The organism is Hymenobacter swuensis DY53, assembly GCF_000576555.1.
Lineage (GTDB): Bacteria > Bacteroidota > Bacteroidia > Cytophagales > Hymenobacteraceae > Hymenobacter > Hymenobacter swuensis.
This window is the reverse complement of record NZ_CP007145.1, coordinates 4,065,965-4,085,055: the sequence shown is the minus strand read 5'-3', so window position 1 is coordinate 4,085,055 and position 19,091 is coordinate 4,065,965. Positions and strand designations below refer to the sequence as shown.

General features: G+C 54.3%; 21 protein-coding genes and 4 tRNA genes. 19 read left to right on the top strand and 6 right to left on the bottom strand.

Annotation, left to right across the window (positions count from 1 at the left end; translation table 11 throughout):
• Positions 1-27 precede the first annotated feature (27 nt).
• On the bottom strand, positions 28-615 hold the full coding sequence (locus HSW_RS18975) for a hypothetical protein (protein ID WP_155833058.1): 588 nt from the start codon (positions 613-615) through the stop codon (positions 28-30).
• A 182-nt stretch (positions 616-797) separates the two neighbouring features.
• Here HSW_RS18975 and HSW_RS18970 point away from each other — a divergent pair, with 182 nt between their 5' ends.
• Positions 798-1,520 carry a DUF4397 domain-containing protein gene (locus tag HSW_RS18970; RefSeq protein ID WP_044003282.1) on the top strand — a complete coding sequence of 241 codons (723 nt, stop codon included), beginning with the start codon at positions 798-800 and terminating at the stop codon, positions 1,518-1,520.
• A gap of 155 nt (positions 1,521-1,675) precedes the next feature.
• Entirely contained in the window at positions 1,676-2,995 is a 1,320-nt protein-coding gene (gene ahcY / locus HSW_RS18965; protein ID WP_044003281.1) for an adenosylhomocysteinase, read from the top strand.
• Between the two features lie 100 nt (positions 2,996-3,095).
• Here ahcY and HSW_RS18960 read toward each other — a convergent pair whose 3' ends face one another.
• The gene (locus HSW_RS18960) at positions 3,096-3,971 is read right to left on the bottom strand and encodes an SDR family oxidoreductase (RefSeq protein ID WP_044003279.1); all 876 of its coding nucleotides are present in this window, start codon (positions 3,969-3,971) and stop codon (positions 3,096-3,098) included.
• Between the two features lie 65 nt (positions 3,972-4,036).
• Entirely contained in the window at positions 4,037-4,741 is a 705-nt protein-coding gene (locus tag HSW_RS18955) for a T9SS type A sorting domain-containing protein (RefSeq protein ID WP_197031912.1), read from the bottom strand.
• Between the two features lie 204 nt (positions 4,742-4,945).
• Between HSW_RS18955 and HSW_RS18950 the strand changes: the two genes are divergently transcribed.
• The 6 genes from HSW_RS18950 (at position 4,946) to nadD (ending at position 9,252) form a co-directional block, all read left to right on the top strand.
• Positions 4,946-5,710 carry a glycosyltransferase family 2 protein gene (locus HSW_RS18950; protein ID WP_044003277.1) on the top strand — a complete coding sequence of 255 codons (765 nt, stop codon included), beginning with the start codon at positions 4,946-4,948 and terminating at the stop codon, positions 5,708-5,710.
• Positions 5,707-6,750: a glycosyltransferase family 9 protein gene (locus tag HSW_RS18945; RefSeq protein ID WP_052346616.1), complete on the top strand. Its 1,044-nt coding sequence runs from the start codon at positions 5,707-5,709 to the stop codon at positions 6,748-6,750. The genes HSW_RS18950 and HSW_RS18945 overlap by 4 nt, the downstream gene beginning before the upstream one ends.
• A gap of 337 nt (positions 6,751-7,087) precedes the next feature.
• The gene (locus tag HSW_RS18940; RefSeq protein ID WP_044003276.1) at positions 7,088-7,741 is read left to right on the top strand and encodes a sigma-70 family RNA polymerase sigma factor; all 654 of its coding nucleotides are present in this window, start codon (positions 7,088-7,090) and stop codon (positions 7,739-7,741) included.
• A 24-nt stretch (positions 7,742-7,765) separates the two neighbouring features.
• Positions 7,766-8,056 carry a hypothetical protein gene (locus tag HSW_RS18935; RefSeq protein ID WP_044003275.1) on the top strand — a complete coding sequence of 97 codons (291 nt, stop codon included), beginning with the start codon at positions 7,766-7,768 and terminating at the stop codon, positions 8,054-8,056.
• 9 nt (positions 8,057-8,065) lie between these two features.
• The gene (gene gmk / locus HSW_RS18930; RefSeq protein WP_044003274.1) at positions 8,066-8,650 is read left to right on the top strand and encodes a guanylate kinase; all 585 of its coding nucleotides are present in this window, start codon (positions 8,066-8,068) and stop codon (positions 8,648-8,650) included.
• Positions 8,647-9,252 (top strand): nicotinate (nicotinamide) nucleotide adenylyltransferase, encoded by a 606-nt coding sequence (gene nadD, locus HSW_RS18925; RefSeq protein WP_052346615.1) that lies wholly within the window; start codon positions 8,647-8,649, stop codon positions 9,250-9,252. Before gmk ends, nadD begins: the two co-directional genes overlap by 4 nt.
• A 105-nt stretch (positions 9,253-9,357) precedes the next feature.
• Here the strand turns inward: nadD and frr are convergent, their stop codons facing one another.
• The 3 genes from frr to HSW_RS18910 all read right to left on the bottom strand — a co-directional run bounded on the left by frr (position 9,358) and on the right by HSW_RS18910 (position 11,418).
• A complete protein-coding gene (gene frr / locus HSW_RS18920; protein ID WP_044003273.1) occupies positions 9,358-9,921 on the bottom strand; it encodes a ribosome recycling factor in 564 nt (187 codons plus the stop codon).
• A gap of 86 nt (positions 9,922-10,007) precedes the next feature.
• Positions 10,008-10,793 carry a UMP kinase gene (pyrH, locus tag HSW_RS18915; RefSeq protein WP_044003272.1) on the bottom strand — a complete coding sequence of 262 codons (786 nt, stop codon included), beginning with the start codon at positions 10,791-10,793 and terminating at the stop codon, positions 10,008-10,010.
• A 115-nt stretch (positions 10,794-10,908) separates the two neighbouring features.
• Positions 10,909-11,418, bottom strand: coding sequence for a biotin/lipoyl-containing protein (locus HSW_RS18910; RefSeq protein ID WP_044003271.1), 510 nt, complete (start codon positions 11,416-11,418; stop codon positions 10,909-10,911).
• Between the two features lie 99 nt (positions 11,419-11,517).
• On the opposite strand from HSW_RS18910, the gene HSW_RS18905 reads away from it, so the two are divergent.
• The 11 genes from HSW_RS18905 (at position 11,518) to rplJ (ending at position 19,053) form a co-directional block, all read left to right on the top strand.
• Complete coding sequence (locus HSW_RS18905; RefSeq protein WP_044003270.1) at positions 11,518-14,115, top strand: M1 family metallopeptidase; 2,598 nt, start codon at positions 11,518-11,520, stop codon at positions 14,113-14,115.
• A 255-nt stretch (positions 14,116-14,370) separates the two neighbouring features.
• Positions 14,371-14,453: transfer RNA gene (locus HSW_RS18900), tRNA-Tyr, on the top strand.
• A gap of 64 nt (positions 14,454-14,517) precedes the next feature.
• Positions 14,518-14,590: transfer RNA gene (locus HSW_RS18895), tRNA-Gly, on the top strand.
• An 87-nt stretch (positions 14,591-14,677) separates the two neighbouring features.
• A tRNA-Thr gene (locus HSW_RS18890) sits at positions 14,678-14,749 on the top strand.
• A 166-nt stretch (positions 14,750-14,915) separates the two neighbouring features.
• Positions 14,916-16,103, top strand: coding sequence for an elongation factor Tu (tuf, locus tag HSW_RS18885; RefSeq protein WP_044003269.1), 1,188 nt, complete (start codon positions 14,916-14,918; stop codon positions 16,101-16,103).
• A 128-nt stretch (positions 16,104-16,231) separates the two neighbouring features.
• Positions 16,232-16,302: transfer RNA gene (locus tag HSW_RS18880), tRNA-Trp, on the top strand.
• Positions 16,303-16,364: 62 nt separating this feature from the next.
• Positions 16,365-16,559: a preprotein translocase subunit SecE gene (gene secE / locus HSW_RS18875; protein WP_044003268.1), complete on the top strand. Its 195-nt coding sequence runs from the start codon at positions 16,365-16,367 to the stop codon at positions 16,557-16,559.
• Positions 16,560-16,580: 21 nt separating this feature from the next.
• Positions 16,581-17,147: a transcription termination/antitermination protein NusG gene (gene nusG / locus HSW_RS18870; RefSeq protein ID WP_044003267.1), complete on the top strand. Its 567-nt coding sequence runs from the start codon at positions 16,581-16,583 to the stop codon at positions 17,145-17,147.
• A 177-nt stretch (positions 17,148-17,324) separates the two neighbouring features.
• Positions 17,325-17,768: a 50S ribosomal protein L11 gene (gene rplK / locus HSW_RS18865; protein WP_044003266.1), complete on the top strand. Its 444-nt coding sequence runs from the start codon at positions 17,325-17,327 to the stop codon at positions 17,766-17,768.
• A gap of 18 nt (positions 17,769-17,786) precedes the next feature.
• Positions 17,787-18,479, top strand: coding sequence for a 50S ribosomal protein L1 (gene rplA, locus HSW_RS18860; RefSeq protein ID WP_044003265.1), 693 nt, complete (start codon positions 17,787-17,789; stop codon positions 18,477-18,479).
• A 19-nt stretch (positions 18,480-18,498) separates the two neighbouring features.
• A complete protein-coding gene (rplJ, locus tag HSW_RS18855; RefSeq protein ID WP_044003264.1) occupies positions 18,499-19,053 on the top strand; it encodes a 50S ribosomal protein L10 in 555 nt (184 codons plus the stop codon).
• Positions 19,054-19,091 lie beyond the last annotated feature (38 nt).

The following is a 19,091-nucleotide window of genomic DNA, read 5'->3' as shown; positions in this document are numbered from 1 at the left end:
CGGAATGACCCGAAAACAGGAAAGGTGCTAGCGTAGGTTCCAGCGCAGGGCCAGCATTGGCTGACCGGTACGGCTGGCGGCAACGCCTACCGCGCTGGGGCGCAACTGGTATAAGGCACTCGTGCGGGCGGCCGGCAGCCCGGCGTTATTGGCCTCTACTGCCCGCTGAAAATGCGAATTCGTATTGCGGGAAATGAAAATGTTACTCAGCAGGCTAACCGCTGCCACACCGATGGCAACCTGCTGGGTATTATTAAAATATTGCTCTTTTTCGTTGAGGGCCAGTACCTGCTGCCCGTACACGCCCACGGCACCTACAAAGGTGAGCCGCTCGGCCACGAACAGCCATTTCTGCCGCCGGTAGCTGTTCAGGTTATCCAGGGCCTCCTGGTTACCGGCCAGATAGGGGCGCAATCGTTGTCCGAAAAAACCTGCGCTTTGGTATTCAGCCTCTGTGGTGCCCGCGCCGGTAGTAAAGTAAAAGTTCTTCTGGACGCCGTTTAGTCCCCGCTCTTTATCCTCTGGAGCCAGCCGGATAACGGTAGTGGCCTGCTGTGCCTGAGCCGAAAGAGAGAGGCCAAGGGCACAGGCGGCAGCAACGAAAGAACGACGCAAAATGCTGGAAGTGTGGTTCAAAAGTAGTTGGGGCATAAGTACAAATCTACTGCACAAATATTCAGCTAGCTAAGTGTTTGGACGAGAAAAAAGTGCAATTCATCGAGGAAAAGTTTTAGTGCTCATCCAACAAAACAGGAACTGCCTTCGTTGAGGCAGTCAGTTCATCCATTCTCCTGCTTATGAAAACCCTGACTTCGCTTTTCCGCCCGGCCGTTCTGTTGGCTGCTCTGCCCGCTGTTCTGGCTTTCTCGGCCTGCTCCAACGACGACGATAACACCACGCCTACCCCCGACCAGGGCAAGGTGCTTGTAGTACATGCTGCACCCAATGCTAACGTGAAGGTATCCGTGCTAGCTGACGATAAGGCCGTTAAAGACCTTGTCTATGGAGAAAATACCGGCTATCAGACGCTGACTGCTGGTAGTCGTGTTTTCAAAGTCAATGTAGCCGGCACCACCACTACGGTTGTCAACAGCACCCAGAATGTGGCGAAAGACAAAAGCTACACGCTATTTGCTTACAGCCCTTCTAACCAGGCCAATTCCATCGGACCTTTGTGGGTAGAGGATGACCTGACCGCTCCGGCGGCTGGGAAAGCAAAAATCCGGGTAGTGCACATTGGTCTTGGTGCTGCTTCGCCCGTGAGCCTGTACCGTACCGAAACCAGCGGCACAGCTTCCTTGCTAATTCCGAACGTGTCGTTTGGTAACGCTTCAGCTTTCACGGAAATAGATGCGGCTACGAGCAATTTTTACCTTGCTAATTCCAGCAATGTACCGGTGCTGCTTATCAACAGCAAATCTATTGCCGCAGGCAAAATATACACCCTGTTAGTGCGTGGCTCCTCTACCGGCTTGACAACTGATTTGCAGGTTAAGACAGAGTTTATTGAAAACAACTAACTGCGCTAGCTGACGCTTTACATCAAACAGCCCGCCTGACATTGTCAGGCGGGCTGTTTGATGTAAAGCGTTGGAAATCAGTATGGGCTGAAAAAGCGTAACAAATTGAATATCTTTGCGGTTGAAACGCAACACGCATTCCAGCTACCAACACTATGGTTGACACCAAGACCACGGCCTACGTTCCGTACAAAGTAAAAGACATGAGCCTCGCCGAGTGGGGCCGCAAGGAAATCCGTCTGGCCGAGGCTGAAATGCCGGGTCTGATGGCTCTGCGCGAAGAGTATGGCTCCAGTCAGCCGCTGAAAGGCGCACGCATTGCTGGCTGCCTGCATATGACCATCCAGACTGCCGTACTCATCGAGACGCTGCAGGCACTGGGCGCTGAGGTGACGTGGTCTTCGTGCAATATCTTCTCTACCCAGGACCACGCCGCTGCCGCCATTGCTGCTGCCGGCACGCCGGTATATGCTTGGAAAGGCCTCAACGAAGAGGATTTCAACTGGTGCATTGAGCAGACGCTGTTCTTCGGTGAGAAGCGTGAGCCGCTGAACATGATCCTCGACGACGGTGGCGACCTGACCAACATGGTGCTGAACCAGTACCCCGAACTGGCCGCCGGCATCAAAGGCATTTCGGAAGAAACCACCACCGGCGTACTGCGCTTGCTGGAGCGCGTAAAAGCTGGCACGCTGCCACTGCCCGCTTTCAACGTGAACGACTCGGTAACGAAGTCGAAATTCGACAACAAATACGGTTGCAAAGAATCGGCCGTAGATGCCATCCGCCGGGCTACCGACGTGATGATGGCCGGTAAAGTAGCCGTAGTAGCTGGCTACGGCGACGTAGGAAAAGGAACTGCCGCTTCGCTGCTCGGTGCCGGTGCCCGCGTTATCGTTACCGAAATCGACCCCATCTGCGCCCTGCAGGCTGCTATGGACGGCTTTGCCGTGAAGAAGCTGGCCAACGCCGTGAAGGAAGCCGACATTGTGGTAACTGCCACTGGCAACTGCGACATCCTCACGGAGGAGCATTTCCGCAGCCTTAAGGACAAAGCCATTGTCTGCAACATCGGTCACTTCGATGATGAAATTGACATGGCGTGGCTGAACAAAAACTACGGCCACACCAAAGACACGGTGAAGCCACAGGTTGACATCTACAACATCGAAGGCAAAGAGGTCATCATCCTCGCCGAAGGCCGCCTCGTAAACCTGGGCTGCGCCACTGGCCACCCCTCGTTCGTAATGTCGAACTCGTTCACGAATCAGACGCTGGCCCAGCTGGAGTTGTGGCAGAACGCTGATCAGTACGAAAACCAGGTATACACTCTGCCCAAGCACCTCGATGAGAAGGTGGCCCGCCTGCACCTCGCCAAAATTGGCGTGGAGTTGGACGAGTTGACGCCCAAGCAGGCTGACTACATCAAGGTGCCTGTAGAAGGCCCGTTCAAATCAGACCTGTACCGCTACTAGCCGAATACGGCTTCTGGCTTACGTAAGAAACCCCGCTCGGCACTGCGCCGGGCGGGGTTTTACGTTTAGTTGACAAGCAAAGTAAGGGAAGAGGCGGAAATCAGGCCGCAAAAAACGGCTGTCCTGCCATCCGCTCTGATTCTTGCCAGAGCCGCTGGGCATTCTCAGAAGTAGTAAAGGCCGATTTTACAGCTTCAGGACGCTTCTTCACAAAGTAGCCACCACTGGTCTGGGCTACCTCCGGGGCCGAAGCCAGGTAGATGCTGGTCTGGGCCCCGTCTTCGGAGGATGTCATGAACGGCGCGGCCATTTTATAGAAAGCCCGCGTAAACCAGGTAGAGTTGCTGCCGAAGTTGCTGGCCACCACGCCCGGGTGCAGGCTGTTAGTGGTAATACGGAGAATACCCCGCTCGCGTAATTGCCGGGCCAACTCTTGGGTAAACATGATATTGAACAGCTTGGAGTTGGCATACGCCCGCATGGGAGAATAGCGCCGGGTGGCATCCAGGTCCGTAAAATCGGGCTTGGCGAACTGGTAGGCCATGGAGGCCACGTTCACAATACGGGCTGCCGGACTTTGCTGCAGCTTTTCCAGCAGCAGGCTAGTGAGTAGAAAAGGCCCGAGGTGGTTGGTGGCGAAGGTCATTTCGTGGCCGTTCACGGAGGTTTCCCGCTCGGCCCCGAAGACAAGTCCCGCGTTATTCACCAACACATCCAGCCGGGCATATCGTTGGTTGAACTCCTGGGCCGCTCGTCCTACCTGGCTCAGGTCCGATAAGTCGCAGAGCAATACATCCACACGGTGGCCGAGGCCCACAGCCGCCTGGAGCTCCTGACGGGTATGGGCGGCTTTATCGGCGTTGCGGGCCAGTAGCACCACATGGTAGCCTTGGCGCGCTAGTTCCCGCGCAGTTACTTTGCCAATGCCGGAAGTAGCGCCGGTGACGAGGGCAATGGGCTGTATGGCTGTGCTCATAAATCAGGAGGTTGAATGGCTGAGCGGCTATACGAAAGGGTAGCCTCGAAGTTGAAACCGTCCGCTCAGTGTGTCACTGCTAGGCGTAGCGTCAGTGTTGCGCCATTGGCGGCCAGTCGGGTGCGCACTAGGTAAGTACCCGCAGGTAGGTTAGCTACGGGGAAAGACAGTTGGTTTTCAGTCGTTGCGTACGACTGCAGCAGTCGGCCCCGCTCGTCATACAGCTGCACCAAGTGAGCGGCAGTATCCTTGAAAACTACCGTAGCGGAAGTACTGGCCGGGTTGGGGTAAAGGCTCATCGATTGGGTAGGAGTGAGGTCCGCGCTAGGAGTTGCTGCTTGGCCTGCCGATGTGGTTGCCAGCCGGTAGGTGGTGAAGCGGTCAACTTCTTCAGTATAGAATTTACGAAGTTGCTGCCGGTTGAAGCGTAGCTGCATACTGTCGCCATTGGAAGCAAGCAACTGGGGCCAGTGTCCTTGCCAGGCTGCTTGGCTCAGGTCCAGCATCTGGCGGTAACCGGTGCCCAGTCCCTGTACCTGACCGCGCCGGATGCGCACGGCATGCACCCAATACCGGGCGTTTTGCCGTTCTTCCACCAAGTAGTACAGCTTCCGAAACCGGAATGCGCGGGCTATAAACCAGCTGTGCGTTGTGGAATCTTCTTGCAGACTAAATTCGGTGTAGCCAGTAGCGGCATCGAAGCGCAGGCGTAACATTAACGTATCCTGCGGGCCCAGCAGGAGCGGCGCGTTTCCCAGTACCTGAGCCATATTTATTGGGCGAGGTAGTTTGAAGGCCTCAAAATCTGCGGGGGGCTCCGCACAGCCGGTCAGCAGTTGTAGCACTAGCAGCAGTAAAACGATACGCATAACATGTTGCAGGACGAGTAAGAGGATAGGTTCAATACCGTTGCCGGACGCCGGGTAACCCGTCGCAGCGGCCTACCCGGCAAAACCCCGATATTTGCCACCACTATGCCCGCTGTTCCGCTGTCCGTCGTCATTATTACCTTCAACGAAGAAGCCAACATTGCCCGCTGCCTCGAAGCCGCCCGTTCCATTGCTGATGAGCTGCTGGTAGTGGATAGTTTCTCAACGGACCGCACAGTGGCTATCTGCCAGGAGTTGGGCGCGCGCGTCGTTCAGCACACTTTCGAGGGCTATGTGGAGCAGAAGAACTATGCCACGCAGCAGGCCCACCACCACCATGTTTTGCAGCTGGATGCCGATGAGGTTCTGACGGAAGAGCTGCGCCAGAGCATCGGGCAGACCAAAACCAACTGGCAGGGTGCAGGCTACACATTGGCCCGCCTCACTAATTACTGCGGTAGCTGGGTGCGTCATGGCGGCTGGTATCCTGACCGTAAGCTGCGCCTCTACGACCGGCGCCTGGGCCGCTGGGAAGGCCTGCTGCTGCACGAGCGGTACGAGCTTGCCGCGGGTCAGCCCACCCCGCTGCCGCTGTTCGGCGACGTGCTGCATTACTCCTACGATTCCGTGGAGCAGCACGTACAGCAACTCAACCGCTTCACCAGCATTGCTGCCCAAGAACTGTGGCTGCGGGGTAAGCGCCACGTTTCCCTGTTTCACCTACTGCTGAAACCGTGGTGGAAGTTTGTACACGGGTATTTTTTGCGGCTTGGCTTTCTGGATGGCTTCGCGGGGCTGAGCATTGCCGTCATTTCGGCCTGGGGCGTATTCCTGAAGTTTGCCAAGCTGAAGACAAAATCTACCGCATGAGTACCTTTCTCATTAGCCGTACCGATGCTATTGGCGACGTAGTGCTGACCCTGCCGGTAGCCGGCCGGCTAAAGCAGCTGTTTCCCGGCTGCCGGGTCATCCTGCTGGGGCGCACCTATACCCAGGCCGTTGCCGCCGCCTGCCCGTGGATAGACGACTTCCTGAATGTTGATGAGCTGCAACAGCTGCCTCAGGCAGCGCAAATAGCCGCTCTCCGAAACACCGAAGCCACTACCATCCTGCACATATTCCCGAATAAAGTGCTGGCTCGGCTGGCCCGCCAGGCCGGTATCAAGGTGCGTATAGGTACGCGCAGCCGGTGGTTTCACTGGGTTACCTGCAACCACTTGGTAGCCCTGAGCCGCCGCCATTCTCCGTTGCATGAAGCCCAACTGAACCTGGAGCTACTCCGGCCACTAACCGCAGAAACATCCGTGCTGCTACAGGCGGAAGTTGCCCGGTTAGTACAGCTCCAGCCGGTTGAGAGTGTACAGTCGGATCTGCAAGAACTGCTTAACCAACGGCAACCCGACCAGCTCAACGTTATTCTGCATCCGCGTAGCCGCGGTAGTGCCCGCGAGTGGGGGCTGGTTCACTTTGGCACACTGGCCCAACTACTGCACCAGGCCGGCCACCGGGTGTTCATTACGGGCACGGCTGCCGAGGCGGAAGAGCTGCAGGAGTGGCTTGTCGAATACCAGCCCTATCTGACCGCCAACCTGACCGGACGATTAAGCCTGCCGCAGTTGATTGCCTTCATCGGCGCTGCCGATGGGTTGGTGGCCGGCAGTACCGGACCTCTGCACTTGGCTGCTGCTTTGGGCCGACATGCGTTGGGGCTGTATCCGCCCATCCGCCCCATGCACCCCGGCCGCTGGGCACCGCTGGGGCCACATGCCGAATACCTAGTATTTGACCGGCCCGACTGTCAGGACTGCCGGGCACAGCCAGCGGCCTGTACCTGCATCAAGGCGCTGGAGCCCTTGCAGGTGCTGGCCAGCATCGGACAATGGCATCCAGCGGTAACCGATGGCACATAGTGGCCCTGATACCCAGGTAATAGCTGACATGTATATGCCTGGATTGTTACGGCGTTGATTTAAAGCTGCTTGCCCCACCAACGCGCAGGAGCTGACCAGCCGATGCAACCTGGGGAGCCGGAAAGTGCGTAGGTGTATAGGGTTTTACCAATGCTGCCGTGTGCGTTGCCTGCTGCGAGGCAGGAAGCAGGAACGCCTATAATGAATAGGTAGCTCCTCCGCAGAGGCACTGGTACCGGATTCTTTCCTAAAAACCTTCTGCTTACCCAACGGTATAAGCAGTACATTTGTCAAACAGCGGTATTTTTTTAATATTCAGCCGCAATTTTTAGCGTTCATGAGCGATTCTCCCGAACGGGTTCCCAAACTGAGCAAAGAGGAAAAAGACCGGCGTTTTCAGGCCGAGCTAATGCCTGTGCTCGACCCCCTGTACAACTTTGCCTTCCGCCTTACGCTGGATGAAGATGATGCAAATGACTTGGTACAGGAAACTTATCTGAAAGCATATCGCTTCTTTGAGTACTTCGAACCGGGAACAAACGCCAAAGCGTGGCTGTTTCGCATCCTGAAAAATTCGTTCATCAACGATTTCCGCAAGAAGAGTAAGCAGCCGGCTAAGGTTGACTACAGCGAAATTGAAGGGTATTACAACTCGGAAGATGTGGAGGCCGACAGCGACGCCGGCACTGCTTCAACCGACATGCGGCAGCAGGCCGTGCGCGACCTCATCGGTGATGAGGTGGCCCGCGCTCTGAACTCGCTGCCCGTGGATTTCCGCACGGTCATCATCCTCTGCGACCTGGAAGGGTTCACGTACGAGGAAATGGCAAAAGTGCTGGATATCCCTATCGGTACGGTGCGCTCCCGCTTGCACCGGGCTCGTAACTTCCTCAAAGAAAAACTCGAAAAGTACGCCAAGTCGATGGGTTACGGCTCTGATGCTGATAGCAACGACGACGACGATTACACTTCCTCTACCGATTCGGAATAAATCCCCTCATGCCAAGCTCCCGCTATGGAAACGACTTCTACTAAACAAACCAACCAGAGCGTTGCCCCCGTTACCGGCGGTGCCGACTGTGAACGAGTGAATACAATCCTTGATCAAATCATTGTGGGCCAAGAGCCCACGGCGGAGGATACGGAATACTTTATCCACAACGCCGAAGACTGCTCTCCCTGCTTCGATAGTATCGAAAAGCAGCAGATTTTCATCGACTTCCTAGGGCAGCATGTAGGGCGCCGAAATGCTCCGGCCACCCTTTCCAATTCAATTCTTGCGAAAATTCAGGTAGAAATGGCCTAATTTTGCCCGATGCAGGGTAAAATCATCGCCTTTTCGGCCCCTTCCGGTGCCGGCAAGACCACTATTGTACATCGGCTGCTGGAGCGTATTCCGGAGCTAAGTTTCTCGATTTCAGCGTGTACGCGTGACAAGCGCGGCCGTACCGAAGCCAATGGCAAGGATTACTACTTTATCTCCGTGCAGGAGTTTCAGGAAAAAATCCGGCAAGATGACTTTGTGGAATGGGAAGAAGTGTACGAAGGTGCTTTCTATGGCACGCTAAAATCGGAAGTGGAACGTATCTGGGACAATGGCCACCATGCCGTGCTGGATGTGGACGTGAAAGGCGGCCTCAGCATCAAGGAGTTTTACAAAGACCGTGCCTTGGCCGTATTTGTGAAGCCCCCGTCGCTGGAGGTGTTGGAGCAACGCTTGCGTAACCGCGCCACCGACTCAGAAGCCAGCATTTCGGCCCGTATCTATAAGGCCAATTTCGAACTGACATTTGAGGACCGCTTCGATGTGGTTATTGTGAACGACGACTTGGAGCGCGCTCTTGACGAAGCTGAAAAGTTGGTCCGTTCGTTTATTACCGCTGAATCAGCCATTCTGTGAGCAGCCCTGCTTCCGCCGCCCCCACGGGCCGGAAAGTAGGGCTGCTTTTTGGTTCGTTCAACCCCATCCACACCGGGCACCTCATCCTGGCCCACTTCATGGCCACCCATACCGATCTGGAAGAAGTGTGGCTGATCGTGTCGCCGCAGAGTCCGTTCAAGGTAGGACAGGAAATGCTGGGCGAAAACGAGCGACTTGATCTGGTACAGAGGGCTATTGCCAACAACGACCGGTTGCGGGTACTAGATGTGGAGTTTATCATGCCCATGCCCAGCTACACTATTGATACGCTGGATGAACTGCGCCACCAGTATCCCAACCACCGCTTCGTGCTGCTGATGGGTGAAGATAACCTGCCGGGTCTGCCCCGCTGGAAAGAGGCTGAACGCATCCTGACGGAGAATGAAATTTACGTATATCCTCGTCCCGGCGTAGATGCTACGGAGGTTAATGCGCGGTCCGGCGTACGGGTTGTAGAAGCCCCGTTGCTGGATATCTCGGCTACTTTCGTGCGTGAGTGTGTGCGTACAGGTAAATCCATCCGCTACCTCGTGCCAGAAGCCGTGGAACAACAGATTCTGACTGCCGGCTACTGGAAATAGAGAAGTGAGCCATAAGAAGTGAGAGGTGAGACTCCCGTTCTATCGGCCCGTTTGGGTTTTAGAACGGGAGTCTCACCTCTCACTTCTTATGGCTCACTTCTCTACTCAGATGGTCATGATTTCCGACTCCTTCTTGCCGAGAAATTCATCTACTTTGCTGATGTAGGTGTCGGTGAACTTTTGCACTTTGGCTTCGGCATCCTTCACGGAATCTTCCGAAGCGCCGTCTTTCTGCAGCTTGCGCAGGGCCTCATTCACGTCCTTGCGAATGGCCCGAATACGTACTTTGCCGCTTTCTGACTCATTCTTGGCCTGTTTTACCAAGTCTCGGCGACGTTCCTCCGTCATGGGCGGGATGTTGAGGCGCACGCCTTCGGCATCCGACTGGGGGTTGAGGCCCAAGTCGCTATTTTTGATGGCCTTGGCAATTTCACTGATCATGTTTTTCTCCCAAGGCTTGATGAACAGCGTGCGGGCATCAGGAGCCGCTACGTTAGCCACATTGGCAATGGGCGTCGGGGTGCCGTAGTAATCTACCCGAATAGAATCGAGCATGGCAGGAGAGGCTTTGCCGGCCCGGATGCGGGCAAACTCCACTTGCGTATGCTGCAGAGCCTTGCCCATCGATTCTTCGGCCTCGTCCAGGTAAAATTTAATTTCTTCGTCCACTTCTGAAAAGTTAAGTGTTGAAAGTTGGGTGTTGAATAGGTAGTCGGTTGGCTTTTACCGGGCGGAGCAAACCGTCCGTTGCTGCTTTAGGCTTGTTCTTCGCCTTCATTGAGGGCGGGTTGCAGGCTACTATGGTTCGGGTCGAGCGGGGCTTTCTGGCTGCCGTGCATACTCACGAGCGTACCCACACTCTCGCCATCGAGTAGTCGCTGGAGATTCCCCCCTTTGTTCATGTCGAACACAATGATAGGCAGGTTATTCTCTTTGCACAGCGTGAAGGCTGTCATGTCCATCACGTTGAGGTTCTTTTCCATTACCTCATCGAAGGTAATTTCGGGGAACCGGACCGCAGAAGGGTCTTTCTCCGGATCGGCCGTGTAGATGCCGTCCACGCGGGTACCTTTCAGTACTACGTCAGCCTCAATTTCAATAGCCCGTAGCGAGGCCGCCGAATCGGTTGTGAAGTAGGGCGAACCGATGCCGGCCCCGAAAATCACCACGCGGCCTTTCTCCAGGTGGCGCATGGCCCGCCGACGGATGTACGGCTCACATACCCGTTGTATGGTAACCCCCGAGAGGAGTCTGGTATTTACCCCCAGCTTTTCTAGCGCACTCTGCAGGGCCATCGAGTTGATAACGGTGGCCAGCATGCCCATGTAGTCGCCCTGTACCCGGTCGAGGCCAAAGGCTTCCGCCTGTACGCCCCGGAAAATATTGCCGCCCCCGATAACTACGGCCACCTGGGTGCCCGTAGCGGCGGCCGCCTTGATTTCTTCAGCGTACTGCATGAGCCGTACGGCATCAATTCCGTATTGCTGCTGGCCCATCAGGGCCTCACCGCTTAGTTTCAGCAGGATTCGGTTGTACTTCAAAACGAGAGAGGTTAAGCGTGGAACGCGAGTGTACGTGAGTAGGCCGTAAGCGGGTACCAGCGGGAGAGGCCACGTGGTATCCGCTTACGGCCCGAAGCGAAAACAGGATAAGAGCCTAGCTAAACTGAATCAGCACCTGGCCTTTGGTAACGTTGTCGCGTAAAGTTACTTTGATGGCCGCCACGGTACCTTCACCGGGAGCTTTGAGGATGTTTTCCATCTTCATGGCTTCCAGTACCAATAGCGGGTCGCCTTTCTGCACCGTCTGTCCCGCTGCCACCCGAATGTCCACAATCAGACCAGGCATAGGGGCTTTCAACTCATTTACTTTACTGGCAGCGGCGTTGCTCATGCCCAGCTTATCCAGTAGCAGGTCGAAACGGTCCTTGGCCTGCAGTGTAATCTGCTGACCGTTGAGCTTCAGTACAAAAGTTTTGGCTGCATAGTCTGCCGATACCAGCTCAGCAGTATAGGAACGGCCTTCGTGGACTACATGGTAGCGGCCGTTGCCCAACGGAGCAATATCCCACGCGAAAGGTTCACCGTTGACGGTGATGGGGCCGCCGGGGCGGTAGTCAACCTCCCAGTTTTGTTGGGGGGCGGCATCAGTACGTACCTGTAACATGCGAAGAGGGCAGGAGTGGGGCGGAAAAGGGCTTAAAGATAGGCCAATTCTGAAATAAATTCGGAACTTGACCCCCCCAATATCCTAGTGCCTTTCCGCATGAAATACCCGGTCCTCGGTGCCCTTACGCTGGTGCTGATGTGTCAGTTTACGGCTTCTGCTCAGGTAGTTAAATCCAGTCGTCCGGCCTCTTCGGTGAGCCACCCCGTGCGCAAAAAAGCCCCTGAAACACCGGCCCAGCCGACGGTGACAAATTCCGTCATGCCCATTCCTAACTGGCTGCCCGCTACCAATCCTCAGCAGCCCGCGGTCACCATCGTGCACGATCTGACGGACACCAAGCTGGACATCCGGTTCGATTGGGCTAAGCAATGGCTGATAGGTACTGCCGTTCTTACACTTCGGCCGCACTTTTATCCCCAAAGCCAGTTGGTGCTGGATGCTAAGGGTTTTGATGTGAAAAGCGTGGAGTTGATGAACAGCTCCCGCAAGGGTAAAGACCTTAAATACAGCTACGATAAGAAGAAGCTCACTATCAGTCTTGACCGGCTCTACCAGCGCACTGAGCAGTACCAGCTCCGGATCCAATATGTGGCCAAGCCCAATGAGCTGCCCAAAGGCGGCAGTGAGGCCATTACTGACGACAAAGGGCTCTATTTTATCAACCCACTAGGTACCGATAAAGTCAAACCCCGCCAAGTCTGGACCCAGGGCGAGACGGAAGGTAGCTCCTGCTGGTTCCCTACCATCGATAGGCCCAACCAGCGGATGACGCAGGAAATCAGCCTGACGGTAGAAAGCGGCCAGAAAACCCTTTCCAACGGGCTGCTCACCGCCTCGCGCCGCAACCCCGATGGCACCCGCACTGATACGTGGAAACTTAGTCAGCCTCACGCCCCTTACCTCGCCATGCTAGCCGTCGGCGACTTTGCCGTGGTATCGGATACGTGGCGCGGTAAGCCCGTGGATTACTATGTGGACCCCGCATATCAGTACACGGCTAAACAGGTGTTTGGCAACACGCCGGCCATGCTGGAGTTCTTCTCCAAAAAGTTGGGGGTTGATTACCCATGGGACAAGTACGCGCAGGTCGCCGTACACGACTTCGTTTCAGGTGCAATGGAAAACACCACGGCTTCTACGTTCCAGCAGCAACTGGTGCAATTTACGCCCCGTGAGTTACCCGATGTGTCGTACGCATCTTCCGAGTCAGTCATTGCGCATGAGCTGTTCCACCAGTGGTTTGGCGACTACGTAACCACTGAATCCTGGAGCAACCTGCCGCTCAACGAGTCCTTCGCCGATTATTCGGAATTGTTGTGGGCTGAACACAAGTATGGTGCTGATGCCGCGGCCTACGTGCAGCAAACCAAACTGCGCAACTACCTCGAAGAAGCGCAAACCAAGCGGGAACCACTTATCCGTTACCACTATGCCAGCCAGGAGGATATGTTTGACCGCCATTCTTATGACAAGGGTGGCCGTGTACTACATATGCTGCGCAAATACGTAGGCGAAGAAGCCTTCTTCACCTCCCTTAACCGCTACCTTACTACCAATAAGCTCTCAGCCTCCGAAATAGCCAAGCTGCGCATTGCTTTCGAGGAAACCACTGGGGAGGATCTGATGTGGTTTTTCGACCAGTGGTTCCTGCAGCGCGGACACCCGGAGCTGCGCGTTACGCACACTTATGAAAACAGCCAGGTCGTGCTACGGGTGCAGCAGGTGCAGGACACGCTCTACCAGCCTGTGTATCGTCTGCCGGTTACAGTTGCCACTTGGAATAATAATCAGGCGACGGAGCACCGTATTCTCATTACAAAAGCCAATCAAACGTTCCGGCTCCAAGTAAACCAGCGTCCTAATCTGGTGAAATTTGATGACGACGGAACCTTGCTGGCGGATATCGATGAAACCCAAAGTCAGGAAGAACTATTGTTTCAGCTGAACCACGCGCGAGGCTACTTGCAGAAGTATCAGGCCATTCAGGGGTTGCGTAGCAAGTCAGCAGATTTATTGGTCAGTTCTGCCTTCCGTACTGCCCTGAATGATCCGTTCTGGGCGACCAGAGTAGCGGCCCTGGATGGCTTGCGCCGATACCGTGGGGCCGAAGGCAACGCTGTTCGAAAGGACTTACAGCGGGTTGCGCTCAACGAAAAGAATGGTGCCGTACGGGCCAATGCTATCAGTGTGCTGTCGTCCTTCGTTAATGAAGACTTCAGCGAAGTTTATAATACGGCTCTGAAGGACAGCTCCTACCTAGTTGCCGGAGCCGCTATTGAGGCCTTGTCCAAGGCCCCCGTGTCTACTACACGCAGCCAGGTGGCCGCATTACAGAATACACGTAACCCTGCACTGCTGACAGCCCTCTCCAGCTACTACGGGCGCAACGGTACCATTGATGATTATCCTTGGTTTCTGCAACGCAGCCAGGATGCCCCAGCAGAAGTCCTGTACGTAATGCTCGAAAACTTCGGGACGCTGATGCAGCGAATTCCGCCCATTGAACGGGAAAAAGGGATTCAGCGTCTTGAAACTATGGCCCGCACCCATCCGCAGGTGTACGTCCGACTGGGAGCTTACAAAGGTCTACACGAACTCGTGGCAAGCATGCCTGCACTGAAACCTGTGCTGCAGGATATCCGCAGTAAAGAGAAGGATGAGAGTTTAAAATCCATGTACAGCCTGATACAATAAAAAAATAATCAACTTTTTTTCGAAGAAGTAGTCAAAGCGAAATTGCACTGTTTATACTAGGTAATCAGTGGATTATAATCACAGGAAGGTGGCGTTTTTAAACTCGACGAGTGAGAAAATAAAAACCTTTTTCCCGTAGCCCTTGACTTGCATCGGAAAGCCACTAATTTTGCAACTCCAATCGACACAGTAACCGCATCGGCGGCGTCTGTTGAAAAGGGAAAGACATCCGCATTCGGCGGAAGAAAACAAACCGGGGGGGTTCCAGAGCGGCCAAATGGGACAGACTGTAACTCTGTTAGCGTAAGCTTTCGAAGGTTCGAATCCTTCTCCCCCCACGGTTAAGCTACAAGCGGCGAACTGTGAAATTCTTGCAGTTCGCTGTTTGTAACTTCTTCACACGCGGGAGTAGCTCAGCTGGTAGAGCGGCAGCCTTCCAAGCTGCAGGTCGCGGGTTCGAACCTCGTCTCCCGCTCATTGTTCGGAATAAACAGGATAGAGTACATCAGTCATTAATATTGGCAATTGTTCTTGTCCCGTTGTATCTTCGCAAAAAAAATCAGCCGTTTTAGCTCAGTGGTAGAGCACTTCCTTGGTAAGGAAGAGGTCATGGGTTCAAATCCCATAAATGGCTCAGAATTACGAGTACCAACGGAGTAGCGTGACTGCACCGTTTGGAACTGTCAGCAAGTAAAGCGACGTGCAGTCCCGACTAAGCGGAGCTGTGTTTCGCTTTCTTACTGTATAGGCTAGTCGCGTTTCCCTCTCATCACCTCAAAATTCCTCTTAATCTCTTTACAATGGCTAAAGAAAATTTTGACCGGTCCAAGCCGCACGTAAACATCGGCACGATTGGTCACGTGGACCACGGCAAGACTACCCTCACCGCCGCCATTACCATGGTTCTGGCTAACAAGGGTCTGGCTGCCAAGCGCGACTTCTCTTCGATCGACAATGCTCCCGAAGAAAAAGAGCGTGGTATCACGATCAACACTTCGCACGTAGAATACGCTACCGAAAATCGTCACTATGCTCACGTTGACTGCCCCGGTCACGCTGACTATGTGAAGAACATGGTAACGGGTGCTGCCCAGATGGACGGCGCTATCCTCGTAGTGGCTGCTACCGACGGTCCGATGCCCCAGACGCGTGAGCACATCCTGCTCGCTCGCCAGGTAGGTGTTCCTCAGCTGGTTGTATTCATGAACAAAGTGGACATGGTGGATGACCCCGAGCTCCTCGAGCTGGTGGAAATGGAAATCCGTGAACTGCTGTCGTTCTATGACTTCGATGGCGACAACATTCCGGTAATTCAGGGCTCGGCTCTGGGTGGCCTGAACGGTGACGCTGCTTGGGTTCCCAAGATCGAAGAGCTGATGGCTGCTGTTGATAGCTACATTCCGATTCCTGCTCGTCTGACCGACCTGCCCTTCCTGATGCCCGTAGAGGACGTGTTCTCTATCACTGGCCGTGGAACGGTTGCTACCGGCCGTATCGAGCGTGGTATCATCAACTCGGGTGAGCAAGTTGAAATCCTCGGTATGGGTGCTGAGAACCTCAAGTCGACCGTAACGGGCGTTGAGATGTTCCGCAAAATCCTGGACCGTGGTGAAGCTGGTGACAACGTAGGTCTGCTGCTCCGTGGTATTGAAAAAGAAGCCATCCGTCGTGGTATGGTTATCTGCAAGCCCGGTTCGGTTAAGCCCCACACCAAGTTCAAAGCTGAGGTGTACGTGCTGTCGAAAGAAGAAGGTGGCCGTCATACGCCATTCTTCAACAACTACCGTCCCCAGTTCTATTTCCGCACCACTGACGTAACCGGCATCATCACGCTGGCCGAGGGTGTAGAAATGGTAATGCCCGGCGACAACGTAACTATCTCGGTTGAGCTAATCAACTCGGTAGCTATGGAGAAAGGCCTGCGTTTCGCTATCCGTGAGGGTGGCCGTACGGTAGGTGCCGGTCAGGTAACCGAAATCACCGAGTAGTTTTAACCAACTGCGCGTGAAATAATACAGATCCGCTCTCGAAATTTTCGGGAGCGGATTTGTTTTGTTTAAAGAGTTCCATACATTTGCAGTCCCAATCCAGTACCTTGACGGGAAGGGACGTACACACGGGCGTAGTTCAAGGGTAGAATAGAGGTCTCCAAAACCTTTGATGGGAGTTCGAATCTCTCCGCCCGTGCAACACAGAACTACGGCTGCTTCGGCAGCCGTAGTTTTAAAACACCAATCGGTGCCACTACCATGAGCAAGCTAACGAACTACTTCCGGGAAACTTCCGAAGAGATGCGCTACAAAGTGACGTGGCCTTCACTGGAAGAATTGCAGAAAAGTGCCGGCTTAGTTTTGATTGGCTCGTTGCTTTTTGCAGTGGTAGTTGGTTTGCTGGATGTGGCCTTCAAGGAAAGCCTGGAGGCATTTTATAACTCAGTCCGTTAATCGGTAGAACATACGACGACAATGGGCGAGTTGAAATGGTACGTAGTCCGCTCGGTTAGCGGGCAGGAGAAAAAAGCCAAAACTTATCTGGAAACCGAGATTGGCCGTCATGGTCTTTCCGATTTGGTGCCCCAGGTATTGATTCCGGTGGAGAAGGTGTTCGAGATGCGCAACGGTAAGAAGCGCGTCCGTGAGCGGAACCTGTATCCCGGTTATATCATCATTCACGCCGACCTGACCCACGGTGAAGTAGACCATATCATTACCAGCACACCTGGCGTCATTGGTTTTCTGAGCGATAAAGAGGGTAAGGCCGCTAACCAAAATACCAAGCCCGTTCCGCTGCATATTTCCGAAGTAAACCGCATCCTCGGGATTGTGGATGAAGTGGAAGAACAAGCTGCTTCCCTGGAAACGCCTTTTGTAGTAGGCGAACTGGTGAAGATTGTGGACGGTGGCTTTGCCGGTATGTCAGGCAACGTATCCGAGGTGTTCGAGGAGCGTAAGCGTCTGAACGTCATTGTAAAAATATTCGGCCGTAGCCAGCCCATGGAGTTGAGCTACACGCAGGTTGAAAAGGAAGTTTGATTTAGCAATGAAACTAGCTGGTGCGAGAATGGCTTGCCATCTTCTCACTTAGTAGTTTCAGATAGATAAAACGTCATCGGTTATCCGCTCCGGACCGGTGGTGCTTCCACTCAGGAGCAATCAAAAAACTGAGGATGCTGCGTGTTACGATGCTGCATCCGAAGCCTTACAAACCAAATGGCCAAGGAAATTAGAGGTTATCTGAAGCTTCAGATAAAGGGAGGCGCCGCGAACCCCGCGCCGCCGGTTGGACCTGCACTTGGTAGCAAAGGCCTTAACATCATGGAGTTCTGCAAGCAATTCAATGCTCGCACCCAGGATAAGGCCGGCCAAGTTTGTCCTGTACTCATCACCATGTACACCGATAAGTCGTTCGACTTCGTGGTGAAAACGCCTCCGGTGCCGGTTCTGCTCATGGAAGCAGCCAAGCTCCAGAGCGGTTCGAAAGAGCCGAACCGTAACAAGGTAGGGTCGGTATCGTGGGACCAAGTACGCACCATCGCCGAGACGAAAATGCCCGACCTCAATGCCTTCAAGGTAGAGTCGGCAATGAAGCAGGTAGCTGGTACGGCTCGTAGCATGGGCATCACCGTGTCGGGTACTTCTCCTTTCGCTGAATAATTTAACGACGGAGTAGACATGGCAATTAGCAAAAAGCGCAAGGAAGCCCTTGCCAAGCATGACCTGACCGAAGTTCGGAGCCTGGTTGAAGCTGCCAAAGTGGTAAAGGATATCACCTATACCAAGTTTGACGCCTCAGTTGACATCGACGTGCGTCTGGGCGTAGACCCCCGCAAAGCCGACCAAATGGTACGTGGCGTAGCTACGCTGCCCCACGGTACCGGTAAAACCGTTCGTGTTCTGGCCCTGGTTACCGCCGACAAAGAAGCCGAAGCTACTGCAGCTGGTGCCGACTTCGTTGGTCTGGATGACTACATCGCCAAAATCGAGAAAGGCTGGACCGACATCGACGTAATCATCACGATGCCGTCGGTAATGGCTAAGGTTGGTCGTCTGGGCCGCGTACTGGGTCCTCGTGGCCTGATGCCAAACCCCAAGTCGGGCACGGTAACGACGGACGTAGCCAAAGCGGTGCAGGAAGTGAAAGCTGGTAAAATCGACTTCAAAGTTGACAAAACCGGTATCATCCACTGCTCGGTTGGTAAAGTGTCGTTCGATGACCAGAAGCTGGCTGAAAACGCCATTGAAGTAATTCAGACGCTGCTGCGTTTGAAGCCTTCTTCGGCAAAAGGCACGTACATCAAGAGCATCACGCTCTCGAGCACGATGTCGCCTGCTGTTCCGGTTGACACCTCGGTAACTTCCGCATAATTTAAATCAACACGACGATATGATCCGGGAAGACAAACAAGCCCTCGTCGACGAGTTGAGCGAGAAGTTTCAATCGCACAACGCGTTCTACATTGCCGATGCTTCGGGAATGTCGGTGGCGAAAATCAACGAATTCCGTCGCCTGTGCTTCAACCGCGGCATGGAGTTCAAAGTCTACAAGAACACGTTCATCCGTAAGGCTCTCGACACCCTCGGTGGCGATACCTCGGAGATGGACGCGGCACTGGTAGGCCAGTCGGGCATCCTGTTCTCGAAAGAGTCGGGCAATGCTCCAGCCAAGCTGTTGCAGGACTTCTACAAGTCGCAGAACTACAGCAAAACGGCTGTAATTCGCCCTGCATTCAAAGGCGCTTACGTTGACTCCGGCGTGTACGTGGGAGCCGATCAGTTGAGCACCCTCAGCACCTTGAAAGGTAAAAACGAGTTGATCGGTGATGTTATCGGTCTGCTTCAGTCGCCCGCCAAAAATGTTATCTCGGCTCTTACGAGCGGTGGCAACAAGCTGGCTGGTATCCTCAAAACGCTTGCCGAAAAAGAAGAGGTTGCAGGCTAACCGCTGCTCATCTTTTTCACCCTCAATTTCCTTCAACA

Bases quoted from the DNA above. Each gene is read 5' to 3' on its own strand.
- HSW_RS18970 (WP_044003282.1), top strand. From the start codon at position 798: ATGAAAACCCTGACTTCGCTTTTCCGCCCGGCCGTTCTGTTGGCTGCT.
- ahcY (WP_044003281.1), top strand. From the start codon at position 1,676: ATGGTTGACACCAAGACCACGGCCTACGTTCCGTACAAAGTAAAAGAC.
- HSW_RS18960 (WP_044003279.1), bottom strand. From the start codon at position 3,971: ATGAGCACAGCCATACAGCCCATTGCCCTCGTCACCGGCGCTACTTCC.
- HSW_RS18955 (WP_197031912.1), bottom strand. From the start codon at position 4,741: ATGGCTCAGGTACTGGGAAACGCGCCGCTCCTGCTGGGCCCGCAGGAT.
- HSW_RS18950 (WP_044003277.1), top strand. From the start codon at position 4,946: ATGCCCGCTGTTCCGCTGTCCGTCGTCATTATTACCTTCAACGAAGAA.
- HSW_RS18945 (WP_052346616.1), top strand. From the start codon at position 5,707: ATGAGTACCTTTCTCATTAGCCGTACCGATGCTATTGGCGACGTAGTG.
- HSW_RS18940 (WP_044003276.1), top strand. From the start codon at position 7,088: ATGAGCGATTCTCCCGAACGGGTTCCCAAACTGAGCAAAGAGGAAAAA.
- HSW_RS18935 (WP_044003275.1), top strand. From the start codon at position 7,766: ATGGAAACGACTTCTACTAAACAAACCAACCAGAGCGTTGCCCCCGTT.
- gmk (WP_044003274.1), top strand. From the start codon at position 8,066: ATGCAGGGTAAAATCATCGCCTTTTCGGCCCCTTCCGGTGCCGGCAAG.
- HSW_RS18910 (WP_044003271.1), bottom strand. From the start codon at position 11,418: ATGTTACAGGTACGTACTGATGCCGCCCCCCAACAAAACTGGGAGGTT.
- HSW_RS18905 (WP_044003270.1), top strand. From the start codon at position 11,518: ATGAAATACCCGGTCCTCGGTGCCCTTACGCTGGTGCTGATGTGTCAG.
- tuf (WP_044003269.1), top strand. From the start codon at position 14,916: ATGGCTAAAGAAAATTTTGACCGGTCCAAGCCGCACGTAAACATCGGC.
- secE (WP_044003268.1), top strand. From the start codon at position 16,365: ATGAGCAAGCTAACGAACTACTTCCGGGAAACTTCCGAAGAGATGCGC.
- nusG (WP_044003267.1), top strand. From the start codon at position 16,581: ATGGGCGAGTTGAAATGGTACGTAGTCCGCTCGGTTAGCGGGCAGGAG.
- rplK (WP_044003266.1), top strand. From the start codon at position 17,325: ATGGCCAAGGAAATTAGAGGTTATCTGAAGCTTCAGATAAAGGGAGGC.
- rplA (WP_044003265.1), top strand. From the start codon at position 17,787: ATGGCAATTAGCAAAAAGCGCAAGGAAGCCCTTGCCAAGCATGACCTG.
- rplJ (WP_044003264.1), top strand. From the start codon at position 18,499: ATGATCCGGGAAGACAAACAAGCCCTCGTCGACGAGTTGAGCGAGAAG.